General features: G+C 59.8%; 19 protein-coding genes. 1 reads left to right on the top strand and 18 read right to left on the bottom strand.

Going from position 1 to position 21,872, the window contains the following annotated elements:
• Positions 1 to 39: 39 nt before the first annotated feature.
• From RDK48_RS00190 to mqnB, 5 genes are all read right to left on the bottom strand, one after another.
• The gene (locus tag RDK48_RS00190) at positions 40 to 933 is read right to left on the bottom strand and encodes a DMT family transporter (RefSeq protein ID WP_298995912.1); all 894 of its coding nucleotides are present in this window, start codon (positions 931 to 933) and stop codon (positions 40 to 42) included.
• Between the two features lie 144 nt (positions 934 to 1,077).
• Positions 1,078 to 1,896: a septal ring lytic transglycosylase RlpA family protein gene (locus RDK48_RS00185; RefSeq protein ID WP_298995910.1), complete on the bottom strand. Its 819-nt coding sequence runs from the start codon at positions 1,894 to 1,896 to the stop codon at positions 1,078 to 1,080.
• A gap of 434 nt (positions 1,897 to 2,330) precedes the next feature.
• A complete protein-coding gene (locus RDK48_RS00180) occupies positions 2,331 to 5,330 on the bottom strand; it encodes an AIR synthase-related protein (RefSeq protein WP_298995908.1) in 3,000 nt (999 codons plus the stop codon).
• 27 nt (positions 5,331 to 5,357) lie between these two features.
• On the bottom strand, positions 5,358 to 6,323 hold the full coding sequence (locus RDK48_RS00175; protein ID WP_298995906.1) for a polyprenyl synthetase family protein: 966 nt from the start codon (positions 6,321 to 6,323) through the stop codon (positions 5,358 to 5,360).
• A gap of 7 nt (positions 6,324 to 6,330) precedes the next feature.
• Entirely contained in the window at positions 6,331 to 7,092 is a 762-nt protein-coding gene (gene mqnB, locus RDK48_RS00170; protein ID WP_298995903.1) for a futalosine hydrolase, read from the bottom strand.
• A gap of 160 nt (positions 7,093 to 7,252) precedes the next feature.
• Here mqnB and RDK48_RS00165 point away from each other — a divergent pair, with 160 nt between their 5' ends.
• A complete protein-coding gene (locus RDK48_RS00165) occupies positions 7,253 to 7,450 on the top strand; it encodes a DUF2065 domain-containing protein (RefSeq protein WP_192112783.1) in 198 nt (65 codons plus the stop codon).
• Between the two features lie 108 nt (positions 7,451 to 7,558).
• Here RDK48_RS00165 and RDK48_RS00160 read toward each other — a convergent pair whose 3' ends face one another.
• From RDK48_RS00160 to RDK48_RS00100, 13 genes are all read right to left on the bottom strand, one after another.
• Positions 7,559 to 8,299 (bottom strand): ubiquinone/menaquinone biosynthesis methyltransferase, encoded by a 741-nt coding sequence (locus RDK48_RS00160; protein WP_324835793.1) that lies wholly within the window; start codon positions 8,297 to 8,299, stop codon positions 7,559 to 7,561.
• 1 nt (position 8,300) lies between these two features.
• Positions 8,301 to 8,471 carry a hypothetical protein gene (locus RDK48_RS00155; protein ID WP_022659812.1) on the bottom strand — a complete coding sequence of 57 codons (171 nt, stop codon included), beginning with the start codon at positions 8,469 to 8,471 and terminating at the stop codon, positions 8,301 to 8,303.
• Between the two features lie 458 nt (positions 8,472 to 8,929).
• Complete coding sequence (locus tag RDK48_RS00150; protein WP_308587759.1) at positions 8,930 to 11,479, bottom strand: hypothetical protein; 2,550 nt, start codon at positions 11,477 to 11,479, stop codon at positions 8,930 to 8,932.
• A gap of 291 nt (positions 11,480 to 11,770) precedes the next feature.
• Positions 11,771 to 12,157 carry a cytochrome c3 family protein gene (locus RDK48_RS00145; RefSeq protein WP_298995897.1) on the bottom strand — a complete coding sequence of 129 codons (387 nt, stop codon included), beginning with the start codon at positions 12,155 to 12,157 and terminating at the stop codon, positions 11,771 to 11,773.
• A 97-nt stretch (positions 12,158 to 12,254) separates the two neighbouring features.
• Positions 12,255 to 13,034: a precorrin-3B C(17)-methyltransferase gene (gene cobJ / locus RDK48_RS00140; RefSeq protein ID WP_298995895.1), complete on the bottom strand. Its 780-nt coding sequence runs from the start codon at positions 13,032 to 13,034 to the stop codon at positions 12,255 to 12,257.
• The gene (locus tag RDK48_RS00135; RefSeq protein ID WP_298995893.1) at positions 13,031 to 14,251 is read right to left on the bottom strand and encodes a cobalt-precorrin 5A hydrolase; all 1,221 of its coding nucleotides are present in this window, start codon (positions 14,249 to 14,251) and stop codon (positions 13,031 to 13,033) included. Before RDK48_RS00135 ends, cobJ begins: the two co-directional genes overlap by 4 nt.
• 121 nt (positions 14,252 to 14,372) lie before the next feature.
• On the bottom strand, positions 14,373 to 15,644 hold the full coding sequence (hemL, locus tag RDK48_RS00130) for a glutamate-1-semialdehyde 2,1-aminomutase (RefSeq protein WP_298995891.1): 1,272 nt from the start codon (positions 15,642 to 15,644) through the stop codon (positions 14,373 to 14,375).
• A gap of 15 nt (positions 15,645 to 15,659) precedes the next feature.
• Complete coding sequence (locus tag RDK48_RS00125; protein ID WP_298995889.1) at positions 15,660 to 16,139, bottom strand: siroheme decarboxylase subunit beta; 480 nt, start codon at positions 16,137 to 16,139, stop codon at positions 15,660 to 15,662.
• 145 nt (positions 16,140 to 16,284) lie between these two features.
• Entirely contained in the window at positions 16,285 to 16,839 is a 555-nt protein-coding gene (locus RDK48_RS00120) for a hypothetical protein (protein WP_298995887.1), read from the bottom strand.
• A gap of 339 nt (positions 16,840 to 17,178) precedes the next feature.
• Entirely contained in the window at positions 17,179 to 18,819 is a 1,641-nt protein-coding gene (locus tag RDK48_RS00115; protein ID WP_298995885.1) for a cation acetate symporter, read from the bottom strand.
• A 65-nt stretch (positions 18,820 to 18,884) separates the two neighbouring features.
• Positions 18,885 to 19,199: a DUF485 domain-containing protein gene (locus tag RDK48_RS00110; protein WP_298995883.1), complete on the bottom strand. Its 315-nt coding sequence runs from the start codon at positions 19,197 to 19,199 to the stop codon at positions 18,885 to 18,887.
• A 54-nt stretch (positions 19,200 to 19,253) separates the two neighbouring features.
• The gene (locus RDK48_RS00105) at positions 19,254 to 19,886 is read right to left on the bottom strand and encodes a 3'-5' exonuclease (protein WP_298995881.1); all 633 of its coding nucleotides are present in this window, start codon (positions 19,884 to 19,886) and stop codon (positions 19,254 to 19,256) included.
• A gap of 1 nt (position 19,887) precedes the next feature.
• On the bottom strand, positions 19,888 to 21,702 hold the full coding sequence (locus tag RDK48_RS00100) for a putative nucleotidyltransferase substrate binding domain-containing protein (RefSeq protein WP_298995879.1): 1,815 nt from the start codon (positions 21,700 to 21,702) through the stop codon (positions 19,888 to 19,890).
• Positions 21,703 to 21,872: the final 170 nt, after the last annotated feature.

Genomic DNA, 21,872 nt, shown 5'->3' with positions numbered 1-21,872 from the left:
AAATAAAAAAGCGCGGCAAATATAATTTGCCGCGCTTTTTTATGCGTGTTTGTGGCGCTGAAAAAAGGCTGTTATCTGCTTGCCGAGCATAACCAGTACAACCGATGCGGCAATAAAGGCCACCCCAGCGACCAGCGACATGCTGAACGGCTCGCTGAACACCAGAATCCCCACCACCACGGCGGTTACAGGCTCCATAACGCCAAGGATGGATGTCAGCGTGGAGCCGATGCGCTGTACGGCAAGAATGAGGGTGAGGTTTGAAATAACGGCTGTCACCACAGCCAGCAATGTTGCGAGTAGCAATTCCCACCATGAGTGCAGGGGCTGGAACGAATCTGCCAACAGGGCGTTGGCCCCGGATATCACCGCTCCAAAGGCCAGCACGTAAAAAGTCATCACAAGGCCGCTCATGTTGGGGATGCGCGCGGCATAAATGGTTGTGATGTACACGGCGTTACACAGCGCGGAGAGCAGAAGCAGGGACACGGCCAGCAGGCTTGCGCCGCCCATGTCGCCGTCACTTCCGCCGCAGAGCAGATAAACGCCAGCAATAGCCAGCAGGATGGACAAGGCCGTGATCCACGAGAAGCGCTCGTGATAAAACACAATCATGATCAGCATGACCATGACGGGATAGGTAAATTGCAGCGTTGCCACAACACCGCTCGGCATGTGCTTGAATCCCCAAAAAAAGAGCAGGGCCGCCATGGTGTACATGGAACTCATGCCAGCCAGCTTGCACAGATCAATGCCGCGCGCGCTGAATCTTTCGCCGCGTACGGCAAGCACAATGCCCAGCACCACTGTGGCAATGGCAAAGCGGTAGAACAGGGCGGATGGCCCAGAAACGCCGCCATGCATCAGCGGTAGTGTAAACAGAGGGATAAGGCCAAAGGCCGCAGAAGAAATAATGCTGAAAAAAAAGCCCATGGCATCCTTCTTGGTGGGGAATAACAAACAGTTTCCATACCGGGGAAGCTGCAGTGTGGCAAGCTTGCGCACGGCATAAAAAAACGTCCCCGGTATAAACCGGGGACGTTGTCGCGCGTGTGCAGCGCGGAAGGTATTGCGCTGTTACTTGGATTGATCCATGACCACTTCAGCCTCGGGGTGAACCTGGCGCAGTGCTTCATGCATGGCCGCTGCATCCGCGAAAGCGCGGAAGGGGCCGATTTTTTCATCACCCTGAGCGGCGTTGTAGCGCACAAAATATGCTTCATCGGGTTTGAGGGGCGTGCCGCTTTCGTCACTGATGACTTCCAGCTTGACCTTGCTGATGCCTTTGTCATCGATATCAATCTGTTGCGCAGCAGCAAAGGAAAGATCAATGATGCGCCCGCGCACAAAGGGGCCTCTGTCTGTCACACAGACCATAACGCTCTTGCCGTTATTCTGGTCGGTGACGCGAACAACCGTGCCCATGGGCAGGGTGCGGTGCGCGGCGGTAAAGGTATACATGTCGTAATCAAGCCCGCTGGCGGTGGAGCCGCCGTGGAAATCGCGTCCGTACCAGGAGGCCTTGCCGGACATGATTTCGCTCTCCTGAGCGCGCTTCAGCCAGATATCACGGCTGTCGGTGCTATCCCGGCGTTCTTTTTCGGATAAGGACGCAGAGGATGAGGAGCTGCGTTGCTTGGACTTGGAGCGCGATTCAGCTTTATCGCGCTTGGAGCGCGAGCTGTGCGAAGAGGCGGTTTTGTCACTGGTCTTTTCGCGTTTGGATTTGCGAGTTTCAGTGTCGCCGGAAGACTTTTTGGCGGCGTGGGGGGCAGCGTTCGAATGCTTTTGATCGGAGGGAGCGCTTTGTGAAGCCGCGTCGGCGTTCATGGGGGAGGCCAAAAGCATGCATAAGGCTATGGCCGCCAGCACTAATGGCCAGCGTGAATACTTCATGATCGTTCCTTTGTTAGTGTTCGAGGCTGGCCAGCGAAATTGCCGGACGAACCGCGCCCGCGGTTCTGACCCCAGGAACCTTCCAATGATGGCAGCAAGCGCGCCTTGCGCTCAACGTCCATCGGTTCCCCAGGGGAATGCCTGTTCTTTGTGGAGGCACTATACAGTAAAAAAATGCTCCGTGTCAAACTGATAAAATCTTTTAATTCAAATAGTTATTGAAAAAGATAGTCTAGAAAATGTCAAAAAGGCAGTGGGGGAGTATGAAATAGGCATGATCGTACGGCGTGACGAGTTGGCATGGAGTCGAGGAAAAAGCCCTGCGTGCGGCAGAAATATTTATGCAAAAATCCAGAGAACAGCACCGGATTCCACCAAATAAAAAGGGCAGGCAGCCGCAAAGCCACCTGCCCAGATAGTCAGTCGCAGCGGTGTTACCAGTCCAGCGTGCGTTTGAAAGCGCGGGCCAGATCTTCCACCGAAGAGTTGACGATGACGCTGTCGCCGGATTTCATGGTCAGCTGACCGTTACCGGTGACAGTACCGATACGGGTGCAGGGCTGCCACATTCCCAGTGCATCAAGAATCATGGCCAGATCGGGCTTGACGCTCACAACCAGGCGGCTGGCGCTTTCGCTGTAGAGCAGTTCGGTCACGTTCATTGTTTCAAGGGCGGGCACGGCATCAAGGTTGATTTCTGCACCCAGGCGGCCGCCGATGCACATTTCTGCAATAGCCACGGCAAGACCGCCGTCAGAACAGTCGTGGCAGGCGGAAATGGCGCGCTGGCCCATGAGGGCGTTGACAGCGCGGTAGCGCAACATGGCGTTGGAGGCGTCCACATGGGGAACGCGGCCACCCTTGAGGCCCAGCTCCGTAGCGGCTTCGCTGCCTGCCATTTCGCGCCAGGTACCGCCGAGCATGTAGATGGCATCGCCGGGCTGCTTGAAGTCGGAGGTCTGGGCAGCCGTGACGTTGCGGATGACGCCAAGGATGGAGAACAGCACCGTGGGCGGAATGGAAATGCGCTCGCCGCCGCCGGTGTAGTCGTTCTTCATGGAGTCCTTGCCCGAGATGCACGGCACGCCGTAGGCCAGCGAGAACTGGCGCAGGGCGCGGCAGGCGCGCACAAGCTGAGCCAGCTTGTAGCGTCCATCGGGGTTGGAGGGGCTGACCACCGGGTCGCACCAGCAGAAGTTGTCCACACCCGCCAGGGCGTCAGGGTCTGCACCCACTGCAACGGCATTACGGATAGCTTCGTCCATGGCGTTGGCCATCATCCAGTAGGTGTCGTAATCGCTGAATTTGGGGCAGATGCCGTGGGAGATCACAAGGCCCGCGTCCGATTCCAGCAGGGGGCGGATAACGCCCGCGTCTGCCGGGCCATCGCGCTTGACGCCCACAAGGGGCTTCACCACGCTGCCGCCGCGCACTTCGTGATCATACTGGCGGATGATGTATTCCTTTGAGCAGATATTGAGCGTGCCGAGCATGCGTTGCAAAAAGGCAGTCTGCTCAACTTCGGCCACGTCTACAGTGACATCCGTGATTTCCGGGGCCTTCCATTCAGCTTCAAGTTCAAGCTGCGGCACTCCGTCGTGCATGAACTCCATGGGCATGGAGGCAATGATGCGGTCGTGGTAGCGCACTTCAAAGAAGCCGGAGGTGGTGAAGCGGCCAAGGGCCGTGGCTTCCACATCCATGCGTGCGGCGAGGGCCATGAATTCGTCGAGCTTTTCCGGCGAAACGGCCAGGGTCATGCGCTCCTGCGCTTCAGAAAGCAGAATCTCCCAGGGGCGCAGGCCATCGTATTTCAGCGGGGCCTTGGCGATATCCAGCACGCAGCCGCCCGTGTCTTCAGCCATTTCACCCACGGAGGAGGAAAGGCCGCCAGCGCCGTTGTCGGTGATGGCGTGGTACAGGCCCAAATCGCGGGCGCGCATGATGAAGTCATACATCTTGCGCTGGGTGATGGGGTCGCCGATCTGCACCGCTGTGGCGGGCGAGCCTTCGTGCAGCTCTTCAGAAGAGAAGGTTGCGCCGTGGATGCCGTCCTTGCCGATGCGGCCACCGGTCATAACAATGTAGTCGCCTTCCTCGGCCTGCTTGAACCAGCCGGGGCGGCCATGCAGCTCTGCGGGGATGATGCCCACGGTGCCGCAGTACACCAGCGGCTTGCCAAGATAGCGCTCGTCAAAGACCAGCGATCCGTTGACCGTGGGAATGCCCGACTTGTTGCCGCCGTGCTCCACGCCTTCGCGCACGCCTTCCAGCACGCGGCGGGGGTGCAGCAGGCGCGGGGGCAGGCTTTTATCGTGGAAGGGCGAGGCAAAACAGAACACGTCTGTATTGCACACCAGTTCCGCGCCCATGCCTGTGCCCATGGGGTCGCGGTTCACGCCCACAATACCGGTGAGCGCGCCGCCGTACGGGTCGAGCGCCGAGGGGCTGTTGTGGGTTTCAACCTTGATGCAGGCGTCGTAGCCGTTGATAAAGGCGATAACGCCCGCGTTGTCCTTGAAAACGGACTTGCAGTAGTCGTCTTCGCCCATGCGCTCGCGCAGCATGGCCGTGGCGTCGCGGATGCAGGTCTTGTAGAGGTTGTCCACCACTTCGCTGAGGCCCGTGGCGGCATCGGTATAATTGATGCGCGAGGCAAAAATCTTGTGCTTGCAGTGCTCGGACCACGTCTGGGCCAGCACTTCCATTTCCACATCCGTGGGGTCGGCGGGCAGGCCAAGGGCCTTGCGGCGGTCGGCTTCTTCCTGTGCGGTGAACTGCACGCGGATGCTGTGCATTTCCTTGAGGTTGAGCGCCCAGGTATTTTCGCGGCTGGCCTTGGTCAGGGCTTCGTCATCCATGGCTGAAAGGGCAATGGTGTCGACGGTTTCGTTGATCTCGCCCGTAACCCTGGCGGCCTGAGCTTCAAAGCCGGGCTGGGCGTCCCATTCCTGACGGCTCTTGATGCGGTAGCGCTGGATGAGCGTGTTGCACAAAAGGTCGCGGGCCAGCATGTCCACCTGTTCGCGGGTGAGGGGCGCGGCCTTGTCGCTGCTGATGCGGTACTGCACGGCGGTATACACGCGCAGGCTGTCGCGCGGGATGTCCAGCACCATGGCGGCGGTGTCGCGCGCGGTGCGGGCCTCGTTATCCGTCACGCCGGGGCGGTAGCCCACTTCCACAAACCAGTCTGCCGCAGGGTCCAGCAGGGGCAGCGGCTCAAGGGAGGCTTCTTGAAGTATGGGGTCGTGCCAGATGCTTTCGTCCAGAAGACGGGCCACCTGCGCGGCATCAAGCCCGTCAGCCGTAAAGACCTTGATCTGGCGAACGCCAGAAACAGAAATGTTCAGCGCCTTGCGCAGGTGCTGGGCCGTCTTGCGGCCCTGGGTATCGTCAAGTCCGGCGCGGGGGCCGGTTTCCACCCTATAGAGCATGGTTTGCATTCCTCTTGGTTTGGCTGCTTACTTTTTTCTGTCGCGTACGTAGTCGGCCATCTGGCGCATAAGCTCGCGCTCTGGTCTGTCAGGCAGAGTTTCTAATGCCTGCCTGGCCGCGTCAAGAAATTCATCGGCCTGACGGCGCACGGCATCGTCATGCCCGGCCTGCCGGATGCTCTCGGCAATGCTGGCGGCATCGGCTTCCGTCATCAGCCCTGCGCAAAAGGCGGCGTCAAAGGCGCTGCGTTCTGCGGTGCTCAGGCTGTCGCGGTGGAGGCGCAGGGGCGGCGTGAGCTTGCCCTCGCGCACATCGCCGCCAGTGGGCTTGCCGGTCACGCTTTCTGGCGCGAAGTCAAGGGCATCGTCCACCATCTGAAAGGCCATGCCAAGGTTTTCGCCATAGGCGGCGGCAGCAGCCACTGCGGCATCATCGGCCCCGGCGGCAAGCGCGCCCATTTCACAGGCAGCGCGGATAAGCCAGGCCGTTTTGCCGCGCACCATGTCTTCATAGTCGGCGCTGGTCGAATCCACGCGGCGCTGGGCCGCAATTTCAAGGATTTCTCCCGCCGCCGTGCGGCTGGTGGCCTCCGAGAAACAGCGGGTCAGCCGCGTGTCGCCATATTTGGCCACCAGGGCGTTGGCCCCGGCCAGCAGGGCATCGCCCGCAAGAATGACGCTGGAAACATCAAACAGCGTATGCGCAGCGGGCTTGCCACGGCGGCTTACGGCATTGTCCAGCACATCATCGTGCAGCAGGGTTGCGGCGTGGAGCATCTCCAGTGTGATCGCCAGATCCTGTATGCTCTTGGCCTCATGACCCAGCAGGCGGGCCGTGAGCACGGTGAGCAAGGGGCGCAGGCGTTTGCCGCCCGCATCAAAAATATGCCGGGCCACAGGCCGCACTGGTTCCGGCAGGGTGTCCACTGCCTTGTTCAGAGCGCGGTTGATGCCGGGCAGCTCAAGGGCCAGACGTGCTTTCAGTTGGATCATATGCTACTCAGATAAGGTTAAGCGCGGGCAACACCCGCGTGAGCGCGCGCAGCGCGCCGGGAAAATCCTTTTCGTCATTGGCGCGCGGCCCGACCTTGTTGGAAACGCTGCGCGCCTCCACACAGGGGATGCCCTCGCGGGCGCAGGCATACGCTACGGCAAAGCCTTCCATATTTTCCAGATCAGCCCGGTAGCGGGCGCGCAGGTCTGCCGCTCTGGCAAAACTTGCGCTGACCCCGGCCACGGTGAGTGATGTGCAGGGCAAAAAAACATGCCGTTGCTGACGTGCGCCAAAGCGCTCCAGCGCTTCAGGCCCTGCCAGGGACAGCCGGTTGCGCACCGCAGCCCCGGTCTCTGGTTGCCACTGCGGAAAGCCAAAAGCCTCGGCGGTGACGGAGCGCCCATCGTGCAGGCCGTATTCCGGCCAGATTTCTTCGCTCACCATGCACAGCCCCAAAAGTGGGCGCTCTGCCAGATCAAAGGCCCCGGCAAGACCCGCGTTGAGCACAGCCGTTATGGGCGTACCCTCGGCTTTAGCACGGCAAAAGGCCATGCCCATGGCCAGAGCAGCGTTAATGGGGCCGACCCCGGTAATGCAGCACAGCGCAGCGCCATGCTTGAGGCGCACGGGCCAGAGGTGCATTTCTGGCCAGGATTTTGCCGGGCTTTCAGCTGTTTCCCCAGCTGTGGCGGCAAGCCCCGCCGGAGAAAATCCGGGCACAAGACCCGCCAGTTCCGGGCCGGTGGCGGCGCAAAGCAGCAGGCTCACAGGATCACTGCCCTTGGCTGCTGCTTGCCGGGCGCAGGGCTGGACAGAACTCGCCTGCGGGATTTTTCCCGCAGGTCATGTCTGTGCCGTTTTGCAGCGCCGTGTGAGCAGCCATGATTCGTTCCTTTACAAAAGGCGGGTTTTCCGTCACCAGAAAACCATGAAACTCGATTATGCCCTTTTTCTCCGCGCTCTTGGTCTGGCCATCGTTATTGAGGGCCTTTGCTGGACACTCTTTCCCGGCGGCATGCGGCGCGCCCTGCTGCAATTGCTGCCCCAGCCGGAAAGCCGCCTCCGCGTCCTTGGGCTGATCGCCCTGGCCGTAGGGCTTGGTCTGGTGGCACTGGCCTCGCACTAAGGCCTGATTATCCGCACCAGCGTGTCTGGCTTGCCGCCCGGCGAGCCTTCAGATGCCGCCGTGTGCAATGCGTCGTGAAAACCGCATATTTTTTCGCGCCAATCTGATCTAGCGCGCTTTTTCACCCACATGCAGGCAGACAATGCCGGAAGTGAGCTTTTCGTGCCAGGCACGTTCAAAGCCCGCGGCGCGCATTTCTTTTTCAAGGCTGAGGGCCGAGGGGAACTTGCGGATGGTATCGGCAAGGTACTCGTACGCGCCTGGATCTTTTGAAAATACTTTGCCAACCCTGGGCAGCAGGTGGTTGAGATACACGTTGTACAGGCCACCCCAGATGCGCTCCTGTCCGGAACCGAATTCAAGAATGCAGGCCCTGCCGCCGGGGCGCAGAACGCGCAGCATTTCGGCAAAAGCCGCCTCGCGGGGCAGAATATTGCGGATGCCAAAGGCAATGGTGATGCAGTCAACAGAAGCATCGGGCAGGGGCAGGCGCTTGGCGTCTGCGGCAACAGGCAGAATGCTGCGGGCGTTGGCGTCCTTGAGCTTGCGGCTGCCGCGCACCAACATGGGCGGGCAAAAATCCATGGCCGGAACAATGGCCGAGGGGTGGCGGCGGCGAATGGCAAGGGAAACATCCAGCGTGCCAGCCGCCAGATCCAGTACGCGCCCGGTATCGCCCAGGCGCACGTTTTGCGCCAGCACCTTGCGCCAGTACTGATCAAGCCCGAGGCTGAGCACGCGGTTCAGCAGGTCATAAAAAGGCACAATACGGCCAAACATGCCTGCCACAGCCGCATCGTGGGCAGGTTTGACAACAGTTTCCGTAGCGGTGTTGCGGGGAGATTCCACGTTATTTCCCGGCCTTGTCCTGGTCGGTGTCCACACCGATAGCGGCGCAGACAACACGATAGACCGAAGGAAATACCTCAGCAAAATTGCTGGGGGAAACCGTGCGCGTTTCTATGAATTTGGCGGTCAGTTCCTTGGCAACCTGAAGGGCTTCCTTGCGATCCTTATCCATGTGGGCCTCAGCTTCCGGCCCTGACGGGCGCGGCAAATATGAAAAACCCGCCCCTTTGGGGAACGGCCGTGACCCACAGCGGGTATTGCCTGGACGGGTTAAGAAACGGAAGCAACAGCCCCCGCCCCTTTGTTTTATTGATTGAGAATCGCGGGGCAGCGCCCGCGAAACCGCGCAACAGCATATGCGTTCCGCCTGCCATTGGCAAGGCCGGCATGTCTGTGCGCCTGGAGCCTTTTACCTTGAAATTCCTGTTGCCAGCGAAGCAGCGATTGGAGCCGGGCCTCAGGCAAGGGGTGAAGCTGGTCCGGCTTGCAGGCATGTTGCCAAGGGGATTTCTCCAAAAATCGCGCAGTGCAGACGGGCAGTTATGCTGCCAATCAGCGCCAACAACCCGAAGTGGTTCGGGCGGCTGCTTGCAGCCTGAATGCGGGTCGCTGCATAAGGCAAAAAGTTCCCTACTGATCTTCGAGCAGTCTGCCGATCTCTTCGCGCAGTATACGCGCCGCAGCAGCAGCCGCGGCCCGTTCCACCCTGTCGTTGAAGCGCGGTTCAAGGGCATCCAGCCGTGTTTCAAGGGCATCTATGCGCGCCGTGGCGCTACGGGCGGCAGTGACAACGGGTTGCAGGCGCTCTTCCACAAGCGATTGTGCATCGTCATGTTCGGTCTGCGGGGCCGGGGCAGATGCAAGGGCTGCGGCAACCGCCTTGGCGATGCAATCCATGAGGCTCTGGTACAGGGGATGACCCTCGACAAACATGTCTTCCAGTTCCTGACGGGGCAGGCTGTTGGCGGCCAGTTCCTGCGATGCGTGAATCTGCGCTTCCAGTGCGGTTTCCAGCGCAATGATGCGATCCCCGGCTTCCTGAAGCGCGGCCTCGCACTGCTCAACGCGTTCCGTAAGCTTGCTTGCTGTTTCGGCAGCGTCTGCCGCTCGCGTGGAGGCATCAAATGCCTGGGCAAAGGCGTCAATGGCGTGGGACGAGGCCTCTTTGGCCTGTTCCATGACAGCCTCAAGGGCTGCGCCGGACACAGCTACTGCTGCACCGTCAGTTGCAATATCTGTCGAATCCGCAACAGGGGCCGCCTGAGGCCTGAATGCAGGTTCATAAGCGAACTGTCCGGCGCTTTCCGGCATATCCGCCGCCGCAGGTTCCACTTCGGTAGTTTCCACTTCGGCAGGCTCGGCCGTGAAAAGGTCGGCTCTGGCAGGTTCCACTTCGGCAGGTTCATCCACGGAAGGCTCGGCCTGCACGTCGGCATCCGGCGGCAGGATTTCATCGGGTTCAAGCAGAGGAAGGTCATCTGCCTGCGCTGGTTCAGCAGCGGCAACAGCCTCAAATACGTCGGATTCTGCCTGAGCGGAGGCGTCGGCCATAATGTCCTGCATGTCAGCCGGGGTGGCATCCGCAGGGGGGGCAGCAGCCGGGGCCACATCCGCATGGTCTGCGGCGGCTTGGTCCGCAGCGGCGGCCAACAGCGCGTCAAAATCTGTGGGCAGTTCCACAGCCTGTTCCGGCTGGGGGGCCTGAACTGACTCCAACACTGGTTCCAGTTCGGGCAAAGAGTCGGACAATGCTCCAGCAACAGGCTCTGGCTGGGCATCGGCCATGAGTTCCAGCTCGGGGTGGAGCAGAACATCGGAAATGTCTTCCTGCGGTTCAGCGGCAGGGGCCGCACCGCCGGTCACAGCAGCCAGCAGGCTGTCGAGGTCTGCATTCAGATCGGGCTGAGGTTCCGAGGCAGGCGCGGGAGCCGCTTCTGGCTGGGCAGCATCAAGCTTGCTCTGCAAGTCGTCCGCGGCGGCAGCCAGCAGACTGTCGATATCCACGCCGAGGTCGGCAGCCATATCAGGGCTTGCCGCAGTGGCAGCCGCAGGAGCGGGAGTCGGTTGCGGCGCGGGAGCCGCTTCTGGCTGGGCAGCGTCAAGCTTGCTCTGCAAATCGTCAGCGGCGGCAGCCAGCAGACTGTCGATATCCACGCCGAGGTCGGCAGTCATATCTGGGCTTGCCGCAGGGGCAGCCGCTGGAGCTGCCGCAGGAGCGGGAGCAGGTTGCGGCGCGGGAGCCGCTTCTGGCTGGGCAGCGTCAAGCTTGCCCTGCAAATCATTAGCGGCGGCAGCCAGCAAGCTGTCTATATCCACGCCCATGTCTGGGCTGGCAGCGGGTGCTGGTGTTGCCGCAGGTGTCGGAGCCGGAGCCGCAGCATGGGGGGCCGGAGCGGCGGTCTGCGCAGGGCTCGGGGCCACATCCAGCCCATTGGCCGCAGCAGCCAGCAGGTTGTCGAGATCATCGTTGGAAAAGGCTGGGCTTTGCGCAGCGGGCGCAACGGAAGGTGCTGCTGTCGCAGGTTCGGCCTTTGGAGCTGCGAGGTTGCCAGCGTTGAGCAGGTCGTCAATATCGCTTGTGTTTCCAGTGGCCGGGGCGGCACTCACAGATGCCAGCAGTTCGTCCAGATCAGGAATACTGTTTTGCGGTTCAGCAGGCGCTTGAGGCGCAGGCGCAGCAGCGTGAAAATCGTTCAGCAGGGCGTCCACGGCATCATCGGCGGCAGGATTTGTTGCCGGGCTTACGGCCTGGTTAGCGCTGGCAGGTGCGGCAATTTCCGTTTCCCTTTCTGACGGCTGCGGGGGGATATCAAGGGAATTGAGCAGACTGTCCACATCGCCCATGCCCGGCATGTGCAACTGTTCATTGGGGTCAATGGGATGATCGGTCAGCGTGGACGGAGCGGAGAAGTCCAGCGCCACGTCATTGGGGGCGTCCTGGCCTTCGTCCTTGATATCCATCTGGGCGAGCAGGTCGTCAATTTCTGCATCCGCAGCACTTGAACCATCGTTGAGGCCGCGCAGGTGCTCGTTCAGCGCCTCCTGATCCGCTTCCACCTCGGGGGCGGCAGCGGCCTGGGGCTGCTCGGACGGATCGTTTGCCGGAACTTCGCCTTTTTCGATCAGTTCTGTGAGATCGATGATCTGGTCATCGGTTTCAGCGGTGTTCTTGGCAACCATGCGCCACCTCATGGGGTTATGTGCAGCGGCCAACGGCCGGAGTCATGCAAAATACATCGTTTCATACTGCAAAAACGACAGTTTTTCGTATCAGTTTATGGCAAAAGACGCAAATAGGACAAAACTCTTTGCGCCAGAATTGCCTTCTGCCGCGCATAGGCAAAAAGACAATGCGCAGGGAACGCGTGATTTACTGATCATGCCAGCCGCGATGCAAAGGCTACAAGACTGTTATGCCAAAATAAAAAAGCCGCGCAGAGGCGGCTTTTGGAGCAAGGCAGCTAACCAGACCTACGGATGGCACTTGGACTTGGCGCAGGCGGTCATATCTTTCTTGAGTTCGGGCTTTTCTTCCACAACCTTGGAGTGGCAGCCGATGCAGTTGTTGTGCTTGAGTTCTTTTTTGGTGTGCACAACATAGTACAGGCTCTTTTCGCCCTGCTTGCCTGCGAGGTCATCGTGGCAACCGGAGCTGCCGCACTTGGCAAAGCTTTCCTTGCCGTCAACCTGATGGTGACAGGTAACGCATTCAACCTTGGCATGCACAGCGTGCGGGAACATAACGGTCTTTTGGGAACCCTTGAATTCCAGCGGTTTGTCAGGAGCGGCGGGCGCTGCAAGCGCGGGCAGGGCCAGGGCAAACACCATGATACAGGTAAGAACCAGAACTTTCTTCACGGCAGACCTCCTTTTGTGCGGCAGATGAGAACAAATTGGTGTGATTTTACGGCCCTCATTACGGTAAGTCAATGACTATGGGAAAATGACATTCCAACTATTTTGATAAGTTGCCGAGATTGGAACTCTTTTTTCGCGCGTAACCTCTGGGGGTGAGCATGAAGTTCCCCAACGCCCGGCTTTCTGCATTGCCGATGATGAGTATGGAGAGCATGTCGACCTGTTCCGGGTCAAACTGGTCAAGGCGGAACACGCGTGCTTCTTCGCCGGGGCGAAAGGCCTTGCGCACAAGCCCTACAGGGCAGTGTGGCGCGCGGAATTGCCGGGCAATTTCAAGAGCCTGTTCCAGATGGTGGGGCCGCCCCTTGGAACGGGGATTATAGATAGCACAGACAAAATCGGCCTCAAGGGCCGCGTGGAGCCTGCGTTCAATGGTTTCCCACGGCGTGAGCAGGTCGCTCAGGCTGATGCAGGCAAAATCGTGCATCAGGGGAGCGCCCAGCAGGGCTGCCGCCGCGCAGACCGCCGGAACGCCCGGCACAACATTGAAGGGCACACGGCCCACAAGCCCCCGGCTTTCCAGAATCTCGAGGGCCAGACCCGCCAGCGCATAGATGCCGGGGTCGCCAGAGCAGACAAGGGCCGTGGGCTGGCCTGACAGAGCTGCGTCCACCGCCGCCGCGCAGCGTTCTTCCTCGTGCCGCATGCCGGTGCTGATGCACTGCTTGCCTGCCAGCAGTTCCGGCGGCACCAGTTCCATGTAGAGGCTGTAGCCAGCCACGCAGGATGCATTTGCTATGGCCGTGCGGGCCTGAGGGGTAAGACATGCGGCATCGCCTGGGCCGAGGCCGACAACATGCAGACTGGCTGGGTTCATCGTTCAATCCTGTCCGAGATGGCTAGGGCCAGAGTCAACTGGCCTTGTTCGATAGTTTTGGGGAGGAGCAGGCGGGGCGCGCCCGCCGGAAAAATCTGCGCTGCCGCCAGCAGGGCCGCGGCCTCACAAACGCTGAAAGGCGGCTGGCTAAAGCGCCTGCCAGCCGCTGCGGACGGATTGGGCGTAGGGCAGCGTGCGAGGTCGGCGGCTTCAAAGCCATGCAAGGGAACGCCCAGCCGCTCGGCAAGGGCCAGCAGGGCGGGCTCCTGCAATTTTTCTTTCACGGTCGCCAGCGCCGCCACAGCCAGAGGTTCAAGCCCTTGGGCTGCCAGCAGTTTGCGTGTAGCGGTTTCCACCATATCGCCGGGCGCGTTTTTGCGGCAGCCCAGACCTATCACCAGCCGGGGAACAGCCACACGCAAGATTGCGGGGCTCGGTGCAAGCTCGCGCCAGTGCGCCGCAACCAGGGGGCCGCGGTGTTCTGGCGGCGTGGCATCGGCCTCACCTGCGGGCAGGCGCTGCAACTGGGGATGATCCGGCACGGCATGGCAGGGATCCCAAAGCCCCAGGCTTTCCCCTTCAATCATGGCGGCCTGCGCTGCGGGCAGGCGGTTCCAGTCCACGGGGAGCAGCCCCGCGTTGCGCAGGAACATATCCAGCGCAGGAGCGGCCTTGCGGGGCTGATTTGTCCCTGCTCCGGGCGTATTGGAGGCGGTGTCCGATGCCGTGGTGATAACCGCCGTTGCACCGAGCAGATGGGCCACATGGCTGGCCAGTTCGTTGGCTCCGCCCCAGTGGCCGGAGAGCAGGCTTATGACGTGCTGACCCGCAGGATCAAGTACGATTACAGGGGCATCGGTGCTCTTGTGCGCCAGCAGGGGCGCAAGCGCGCGCACGGCTATGCCCGTTGCGCCGATGAAGGCATGCGCCGCAAAATTTTTATAGGTTGCCGCCAGCAGGGAGCCGATTTTTTCAAAGGGCGTAACCCCCGCAGGGCAAAATCGCGATGGGGCGAAAATTTCCACGTGGGCCAGACCGGAGGGCTTGTCGGGGGCTGGGTGCTCTGATGGCTGGGCCGGACGTGCGGGATGCTGGAGTTGACCGGGCAGACCCCACGGTTTGATCGCAAGGCAGTCCGCCAGACGCTGCGCCAGAGGCAGGGCAGACTGGCTGAGCGCATAGCAGGCAAGCGCTGTGATTCGGCGGGGACTGTGCAAGGGGCCTCCCTCGGCTGCCTGTCTGGTGACGCGCGGCGACAGGGATACGGGCGGATGCCGCTGCGTGGAGGAAATAAAGAAGGGAACCCCGCATGCGAGGTCCCCTTCTTGCTGTTTTGACTTAAAAAATGACCTTGCGGGCAGCGTCCAGAGCCTTGTTGAAATCCTCGTCCGTGTGGACAAAGGAAACCATGCCAGTCTCGTAGCCGGAAGGCGCAAGGTAGATGCCGTGAGCGCGCATCTGTTTGTAGAACGTGGTGAAAAGTGCCTGATCACACAGCGTGGCGATGGCAAAATCCGTGACTTCCTGCTCGCTGAAATAGGGGCAGAACATGGAAGCAAGGGTGGGCATCTGAATCGGCACGCCCTTGGATGCCAGAATGTCGCGCAGTTCCATGGCAAAGGCATGGGTACGCTTTTCAAGTGCCGCGTAGTCAGCGGTTTTGAGGTAGCGCAGGGTGGCTATGCCAGCAGCCATTGCCAGCGGGTTGCCTGAAAGCGTACCCGCTTGATACACGCCGCCTCTGGGCGCGATGAGTTCCATGTAACGGCGCTTGCCGCCAAAGGCCCCCACGGGCAGGCCGCCGCCAATGATCTTGCCAAAGGTGGTGAGGTCGGGGTCTATGCTGAAGCGGGCCTGCGCGCCGCCAAAGGCCGCGCGAAAGCCGGTGATGACTTCGTCAAAAATGAGCAGGCTGCCGTACTGGTCGCAGACGGAGCGCAGGCCTTCAAGAAAGCCGGGCTTGGGCAGCACAAGACCCATGTTGGCGGCCACAGGTTCCACAATGATGGCGGCAATGCTCGCGCCGTGCTGCTCAAAGATGGCCTTGACCGCATCAATGTCGTTGTAAGGCGCAAGCAGGGTGTCGGCCACAACGGCTGCGGGCACGCCGGGAGTGCCGGGAATGGAGAACGTGGCAAGGCCGGAACCTGCGGCGGCAAGGAATGGATCGGCGTGGCCGTGGTAGCAGCCCACAAACTTGAGCACCTTGTCCCTCTTGGTGGCGGCGCGGGCCAGGCGCAGGGCGCTCATGGTGGCCTCTGTGCCGGAGTTGACCATGCGCACCATTTCAAGGCTGGGCATGGCGGCGACCACTTCTTCGGCCAGAGTTACTTCCGCCGGGCAGGGAGCGCCGTAGCTGGTGCCGCGTTTGGCGGCCTCGCACACGGCCTTGGTGACGGAAGGCTCGTCATGCCCAAGGATCATGGGGCCCCAGGAGAGTACAAAGTCGATATACTCGTGGCCGTCCACGTCGGTAATCCGGCAGCCGTGAGCTTCGGCTATGAACAGGGGCTGGCTGTCCACGTTGTGGCAGGCGCGCACAGGGCTGTTGACGCCGCCGGGAATAACAGCGCAGGCCTTTTCAAAAAGCTGCCGAGAAGTGGTATCCATCAAAGGCTCCTTGTATCAGGCAAAATAGGTCATGGAAATTTTTTTCAGTTCCTTGAGGCTGCGCAGCACGGCATGATCGCGCAGCAGGGTATCACGCTTGAGGTCTTCCACCACGCCAAGGCACTCGGCCTCGCTGCGGCCATGAATCATGGTGTAGAGTTCATACGGCCAGTCGGGCGCGGAACTGGGGCGGTAGTAGACATGGGAGATATGGTCGTGCAGGGAGGCCTGCGTGCCGCACTGTTCCACCAGATCGGCGTCGATCTTCCAGGCCACCATGGCGTTGTGCGTCCAGCCGGTTTTCTGGTGTTTGATGCTAGCTCCAAAACGGCGGATTGCCCCGGATTCCTTGAGCGAACCAAGCAGCTCAAGCACCTGGGCTTCTGTCATTCCTGCCTTTTCGGCAATATCTGCGTAGGGCGTGAGCGAATCTGGCAGGTTGTCCTGCACGATGCGCAACACGGCTTGCTCTGCGGGGGTAAACTGACGGCTCATGAATTCTCCGATACTATGGGCTGAGGCGCAGCCTGCGGCAGGTGGGGTACATGCCGCAAGCACGGCCCCCGGGTCGTTTGCGAACCAGGGGCCGTTGCAGCAGAAGCGGATTATCTTTCTAGTGCATTGACAATAGTATTCTGCTTTAGCGCGAAAAAGAACGCGCAAACAGGTCTTGAATGGCGATACGGCCATTGTCTTCAAGAAAACGCGTGCCGGTGGCCGCAAAATGGGCATGGGTGATCATAGGTTCGTCTGTCTGGGTCCAGTTGTCTTTGTTCCAGAACAACCATGCATTCTTGGGCTGATCAAAAACAAGCAGAGGCTTGTTGCATATCTTGGCGAATTCAGCCCCCCACCCGGTGCCGCCCTTGACGGTACCGTCAGGCTGGACTGCGCCGATAACGATGATCTGATCGCCGCTGCTGACCTGCCAGCAGATGGACTGCAAGACTTTGCGGAAAAGGGGGGCGCGCGTGTATTCGCGGCTCATGAGACGCGAAATGTAGGTCAGGCTGACATCCTTGAGGGCCAGTTCTTCAGAGGTGAGCACCCGCACGCCGCGCGTACGTTCGATCTGGTGACCTTCAAAGCTGTAGTTTACTTCTTCCATACCCCAGCTTTCGGCCAAAGCGCCGAAAAACTGCTCTGTTCCTGCGGCGCCGCCGCTGTAAAGCACACACTGGTTGGGGGTAAGCATGGATGCCCTCCTCAAAGGATTGTTGCGCCGGACAAGGGTATAAGGGCCAAAAAAAACCGGCAGAAGCGTCATGAACATCATGGCAAAATTTGCAGCAGTCGGCAAGGCAAGCCCGCAAAGAAAAGCGCCGCAACCGGAATGCGTTGGCAGACGCAGTCGCGCTCCGCAAAATAAGATGCCCTGCAATGCCGTGTTGCTTTTGCGGATGTGGTTTACAAAATCGATGAGCCTGCCCGCTCGAAAAATATCTGTTTTCGGGCGGGCAGGCTGTTTGATGGCCGCTGCAAGGCTAACGCTGCCCCATGCACGGCCTTGGTGAGGGACAGGCGCTTGCTTGAATTAATGCGCCGTGGGCTTGAAAGCTCCAAGGCCGGTTTCAGACCGGATTTTCTGGTCGGCAAAAGCCTCCCTTTCCTTCTGCGCCTGCGGGGACTGATCGCATATGGACACTACCCATATGCACAAAAAGGCCAGGGGCATGGAAAAAATGGCCGGGGAGGAATACGGAAAGGGCGCGGAGCCTGGCGGATTGCCCAAGGTCGCCACCCACACTGCATCCGAGAGCATGGTCATGACCAGCGCGGCCAGCAGGCCCGTAAAGCCCCCGGCAACAGCCCCTCTGGTGGTGCAGCCCTTCCACAGCACCGAGAGGATCAGGGCCGGGAAGTTGGCCGAGGCCGCAATGGCAAAGGCCAGAGACACCATGAAGGCCACGTTCTGTTTTTCAAACACAATGCCCAGAAACATGGCGATGATGCCGAGGGCCACGGTTGTCAGCTTGGATATCTTAAGTTCCTCGCTGGAGCTGGCCGTACCCTTTTTGAGGGCGGAGGCGTACAGATCGTGCGCAACGGCAGACGCGCCCGAGAGCGTCAGCCCCGCCACCACTGCCAGAATGGTGGCAAATGCCACCGCTGACATAAAGCCAAGAAAGATATTGCCGCCAATGGCGTTGGCCAGATGCACGGCAGCCATGTTGCCGCCCCCTCGTAAAACGCCGTTTGCATCGAGGAATTCGGGATTGGTGCTCACAAACACTATGGCCCCGAAGCCGATGATGAAGGTCAGAATGTAGAAATAGCCGATCCATGTGGTTGCCCAGAGCACGCTTTTTCTGGCTTCCCTGGCGTCCGGCACGGTAAAAAAGCGCATCAGGATGTGCGGCAGACCAGCCGTGCCGAACATGAGGGCAATGCCGAGCGAAATGGCTGAAACAGGGTCTTTGACAAAGCCGCCCGGCCCCATGATGGCCGCGCTTTTTTTGATGCCCACAGCGGCGGTGAAAAGTTTTTCGGGGCTGAAACCATACTGGGCCATGACCATAAAGGCCATGAACGAGGCCCCGCCGAGCAGCAGGCAGGCCTTGATGATCTGCACCCACGTGGTCGCCGTCATGCCGCCAAAAAGCACATAGGCCATCATGAGCAGACCCACGATAACCACCGCATAGTGGTAATCAAGCCCGAAGAGCAGCTTGATGAGTTGCCCCGCGCCCACCATCTGCGCAATAAGATAGAACAGTACCACAACCAGGGTGCCCGATGCGGCAAATATGCGCACAGGCACCTGCTGGAGCCTGTAGGCCACCACATCGGCAAAGGTGAAGCGCCCAAGATTGCGCAGGCGCTCCGCCAGCATGAAGGTTATGAGCGGCCAGCCGACCTGAAAGCCGATGGCGTAGATCAGGCCGTCAAAACCCGTCGCCATGACTGCGGCTGAAATGCCCAGAAAGGAGGCCGCCGACATAAAGTCGCCCGCGATGGCAAGGCCGTTCTGAAAGCCCGTGATGCCGCCGCCTGCCGTGTAAAAATCCGCAGCGGAGCGGGTGCGCTTGGCGGCCCACTTGGTTATCCACAGCGATGCACCGACAAAAATGGTGAACATGATGATGGCTGTCCAGTCGGTGTTCTGCTTTTGCGTTTCTTCTATGACGCCCGCCGCCAACGCAATGCCGGGCTGCAGGGCGACAAAAAGAGCCATGAAAAATGTTGGGGCGGGTTTATGTCGCCCGAACTTATGGTCGGATGTGCACGTGCTCATACCCTTCATGACTGCACCTCTTTTTCAAGAATCTGCTTGAGCGCAGGGTCAAATTCGTTGTTGGCCTTGCGAACGTAGACCGCCGTAAGCACAACGGTCAGCAGGATGATGCCGATGCCCAGGGGGATGCCCCATGTCGTCGTCATTCCTGCTGCAAGAGGTGTGGCAAAGAGCTGCTTGTCAAAGGCGACAACCAGAATAAAACAGTAATATGCGGCAAAAACCACAAGCGTGAGGCGCCAGCCAAGGGCGTTGCGCGTCTTGATCAGGTGCTGGTATTGCGTATTTTTTTCGATTCGTTGCGTCAGTTCTGAGGCCATTGTTCCCTCCTCGCATACTTTTGTCCGCAATGTCTTTTGCGCAGACATTGGACGTTATGGGAGCCTGTGCGCGCCGTATCCGCGCGATTGCAGCGCCAGATACATCATGGCGGCTGTTATGGCGTCGTTCATGGCATCGTGCCTTGGCAGCGTGGGTAGGCGAAGGTTTCTGACCATCGTTTCCCATCGCAGATCAATGTAGGCGCCAGGATATTGCGCAAATCGCCAGTCGTAATAGCGGCCTGAAACCTCTATGCGACTGTTTGGCAATGCTGCCCCCATCAGTGGCCTCAAGTTTTTGTTCAACACTGCAAGGTCGTATTGCAGATAATAGCCCACCAGTGTTCTGCCTCTGACAAACTGAAGAAAAGCCGACAACACATCCTGAAGCGGCAGACCCGTGCTGAAATCACACGGGCGCAACCCGTGCACGCGCACATTCTGCCCGTCAGGGGCATGCTGCGGCGTTATCAGCGCGTAAAAGGCGTCTCTGGTGCAAAGACGCCTGCCGTCTATGCAGACGGCGGCGATGGATAATAGCTCCGCTTCCTTCACGTTGAGCGAGGTTGTTTCGCAATCAATGCTCACAAGCAGACCGTCATCCTGATCCAGCAGGGAACGGTAGGGTTCCCGCAGGCCGCGCATGCGCCAGCGGCGCGCCACGGCCTGTATCCAGGTGTTTTGCATTTCAGAACCTGTCCAGCCCGTAGCGCTGGTTGATCATGCGTTTGAAGCGCTTGACCACCTGAAGGGCGTCCTGCAACAGGTCTTTGTCCAGAGTGGACAGGGAGGCCGTATCAATCTCGTTGCTCAGGGGGTTCCCCTTGCGCAGCATTTCAAGGCCTGCGTCCAGCCGCAGGCGCATCAGAAAGGCCAGAGATTCGGCCAGATCATCCGCCTGTGATTTTTCAATAGTACTGCGAGATGTGAGGGCCTCCAGTCGGTCAAAGGTGTTGGTGGCATCAATGCCCGCCTCCAGAGCCAGAACGCGGGTGCCGTGGACAATGGGGAAGATGCCCGCTTTCTTGATGTCGAGCAGGGCATTTTTTTCGCGGTTCAGCAGTTGCCGCCAAAAACCGCTTTCGCCTGCTCGGGTGGGGAACTGTTCAATGGGCAGGGCCATGCGCGCAAACCACGCCGCATCATCGTGCAGGGCCGAACGCAAGGCCTTGCGGCAGGCCTCAAGCCATGAGGCTGGGCCGGAGACTGTTTCCGCATCCAGAAAAATTGCCAGATGCATAAGCCCCTCGCCCTGCGCGGAATCCGCCCACTGACGCAAGGTCCGTTCCCATCCGCGCATCGTGTGCCGCCAGAGCGGCTGGTTCACCATCATGTCGCCGGGGCAGGGCGGGTAGCCAAGGCTGAGCATGCGCTCCGTAAAACTGTTTGCAGAGAGTTCCACCTCCTTTTCGTCCAGGCCTTCCGCAAGGATCAGCGCGTTGTCCTGGTCGGTTTTCAGTATCTGCTCACCCCGGCCTTCGGAGCCAAGGGCAAGCAGGGCGCTCCCGGCAAATACGGCGGGCGTGGCCGTCATCTGCCAGAGGCGGGCCATGAGCTGCGCGTTGAGCACCTGCACAAGGCGCGCGAGCTGGGGCGTTTTTATGCCCTGGGTAACGAGGGTTGTTATCAGGGCTTCCATGTCCCGCATGGCGCTGTGCAGGTCGGCCAGTGTGGTGGCCGCCTCGAGCTGCCGCGCGATCGACAGGGAATGGTTGGAGAAATAGGAAAGCAGGTCGATCATGGCCAGAACGCCCACAGGCTGCCCCTTGTCCGTCACCACAATGCGGTGGATGTTGTGGCGGGTCATGAGAAGCAGGGCATTGAAAAGGTAGTCGTCCTTTTCGCAGCTCAACAGGGAAAACTGCGCGCAGGCCCTGAGTGGGGTCTGGTTGGAAACCGCGTTGGCCACGATGTCGCAAAAGTCGCCCGTGGTGAAAATCCCGGTGCTGGAACCATCGCGCACAAATATGGATCGTCTCCGGCTTTCCTTCATGCGCTGCGCGGCGTGGGCAATGGTATCCGTTGCTTCGGCAAATATGGGGGGGCGAAAGCCGGCATCGCTGATCTTGACCGCAAAAAGGCTCTGCCATTCGCGGCGGTCGCGGCTTTGGACAAGCTGACCCAACTTGTCGGACACGGTTGCAAAAAAGTACGCGCCGAAAAGCGAGTTCTTTTCCGTCAGGGCCAGCACCTCCCGCCCAGGGAACACGCAAAGCAGCACTTCTTCATGCGCCACAAACCTGTGCCGCGTTCTGCCTGTGGCCAGAGCGCGACAATCAAAGGCCTCGTGCTCTCGGTATGCCCCCACAATTTCCTCGCCCGACATTTCACGAACAAGGCCCTTCATGACCAGATAGAGCGCATCAACCTCACTCCCCGAGGCAAGGATCTCCTGATCATTGTTGAAAAACAGAATATCGGCGGAGGCCGACAGGGCAGATGCCTCTGCCAGAGTCAGCAGATCAAAAGGGGGATGCGTGAGGTCAAAGCGGGTGTTTGGCATAGTCAGTCCCGAATGCGTCTCTGCGGTATGATTGTATTTTTACCGACCGCGCCGTGCCTGCGTTGTTTACCTGTTGTGCGAATTATGTTTGCAATTGATAGAAACTGTTCAATCAATGAGCGTATTGTGTTTTATGAATAAGGCAGAATTATTATGTGTAAACAACGTAT

The sequence above is a fragment of the uncultured Desulfovibrio sp. genome (assembly GCF_902477725.1).
In the GTDB taxonomy this organism is placed as follows: Bacteria; Desulfobacterota; Desulfovibrionia; order Desulfovibrionales; family Desulfovibrionaceae; genus Desulfovibrio.
This window is presented reverse-complemented; position numbering and strand designations above follow the sequence as displayed.